General features: G+C 69.8%; 2 protein-coding genes. Both read left to right on the top strand.

Annotated elements, in window-relative coordinates:
- Window positions 1–340: 340 nt before the first annotated feature.
- A complete protein-coding gene (locus ACFU6K_RS38350) occupies window positions 341–766 on the top strand; it encodes a hypothetical protein (RefSeq protein WP_380671196.1) in 426 nt (141 codons plus the stop codon).
- 152 nt (window positions 767–918) lie between these two features.
- A complete protein-coding gene (locus ACFU6K_RS38345; protein WP_380671194.1) occupies window positions 919–1,482 on the top strand; it encodes a hypothetical protein in 564 nt (187 codons plus the stop codon).
- Window positions 1,483–1,762 lie beyond the last annotated feature (280 nt).

Genomic DNA, 1,762 nt, shown 5'->3' with positions numbered 1-1,762 from the left:
GACACCGATGGTGGCCTTCTGAAGCGCATGGTGGTGAATCAGCGGCGCGGGCCGCGACCGGGCCGCTGCCGTGGAACGGTGGGTCATCCGTGAGCGTCCCATCCGATGATTGGTGGGACGCTCACGGCGTCCGTCCGAAGGTGAAGTGGTGTCGGCTCCGTCCCGGGCCGCTGGCGGAGGGGGGTGCCCGCTCTGGGTGCCCAGCCGCGCGGGGGTGAGGAACGCTCCTTCGTGAGGGTGTAGTTCGTGGAGGCGGGTGCGGCCCGAGCGGGCCTGTCTCCGGGGGCCTCATCCGTGAGCCGGATGGGGTGCTACCGGTGTTCTTCGATGAGTGGAGGGGATGCGGGTGAAGAACCGGCGGATCGTGGTGTGGAGTCTGCTCGGAGGGCTGGTCGTCCTGAGCCCGTTGGCGTGGGCGGGGTGGAGCCTGTGGCAGACGATCAAGGCTGACTGGCTGGAGGCGCCGGACCCGGTCGGGCAGTGGAGCGGTGGGACGGCGGTCGTGGAGTTCCTGCCGGAAGGACGGCTCGGGTCGGCGCAGGTGCCGGCGTTCGTGTGCAGCAGCCGAGCGGAGGAGCGGGAGCGGTCGACGGAGATCGAGGGGAGCTGGAAGAAGTCCTTCGTCAGTGACGAAGGACCGGGGATCTACGTGGAGGCGCGGCGGAAGGAGGACGGAGGCACGTGTACGTTCTGGCTGATGACCACGGGGAACGGGAAGGACCTGTGGATGGAAAAGGGCCAGGGCTTCCGCATGGCGCGGTCCTGACGCGCGCAGAGGGATGAGCAGGAGAGCGGTCTTCGGTGGGGGAGGCGATTCGCGTGGTGGGACGTTCGGTGGTGTTCCGGGCGCTTCTGGTGGGGCTGTTGTGTGGCGCCAGTGCGTGCACCGGGGCGAGCGGTGGGCACGGAGAGGCGTCGGTGGGGGCCGCGTCCGGTGAGGTGGCGGCCGAGGTCGCGTGGCCGCTCGGCGAGGAAGGGGCGACGCTCTCGGAGGTCGAGAGGCGGCGGATCCTGCGATTGGCCGAGGAGAACGGCTGGGCTCCGGCCGGTGGCGAGGCCACGGTGGTCCGGTACGACAGCGGGTACGGCCCGGAGCTGATCTGGCGGGCGGAGGGGACCGGCGCGGTCTGTTCGGGATCAACGCGTGGCTCGGGTCCGTGCGTTCCGCTCGCGGACATCGCCGCGAGGCCGAACCCGGGGGTCGGAATCTTCATCGGCGCCGCCTACTACGAGGGGAAGTGGTCGGTCATGCTGATGTCCAGCGGTGAGACGGTCGATCGGGTCATGTGCAAGGGACGGAGCTTTCCGGCGCGGAGGGCGTACGAGGTCACGGTCGACGGCGTGCTCCACACCGTCTACACGGTGTCGATACCGCGCGGACTCCAGGGCGAGTACCGGGTGGCCGTCCGACGGGACGGGGAGCCGGCCGAGGACCGGGTGACGCTCAACATGGACCGGGTCGCCGGCCCGGCGCGGTGCTGACCGGGCGGATGAGGGCGGTGAGTTCCTCCGAGGACGGGCCGGCCGGCATCCACCTGGTCGTGGGGTGGGGGTTCATCGTCCTCTCGAACGTCGCGGTCATACGCATACTCGTGTCGTTCTTCTTCGACAAGTGAGCCGCTGAGTTCCGCTGCGGAGACGATCCCGGGTGCGTTCCGGGCCGCTGACGTGGAACGGTGGGTCATCCGTGAGCGTCCCACCCGATGATTGGTGGGACGCTCACGGCGTCCGTCCGAAGGTGAAGTGGTGTCGGCTCCGTCCC

Origin of the sequence: Kitasatospora sp. NPDC057512 (assembly GCF_042802135.1) — a bacterium.
Taxonomy (GTDB): Bacteria; Actinomycetota; Actinomycetes; order Streptomycetales; family Streptomycetaceae; genus Kitasatospora.
Note: the sequence above shows the minus strand (reverse complement) of the source record. Positions and strands in the feature narration are given on the sequence as shown.

What these genes read in the sequence shown, in the direction of transcription:
- ACFU6K_RS38350 (WP_380671196.1), top strand. Translation starts at nt 341, where the DNA reads ATGCGGGTGAAGAACCGGCGGATCGTGGTGTGGAGTCTGCTCGGAGGG.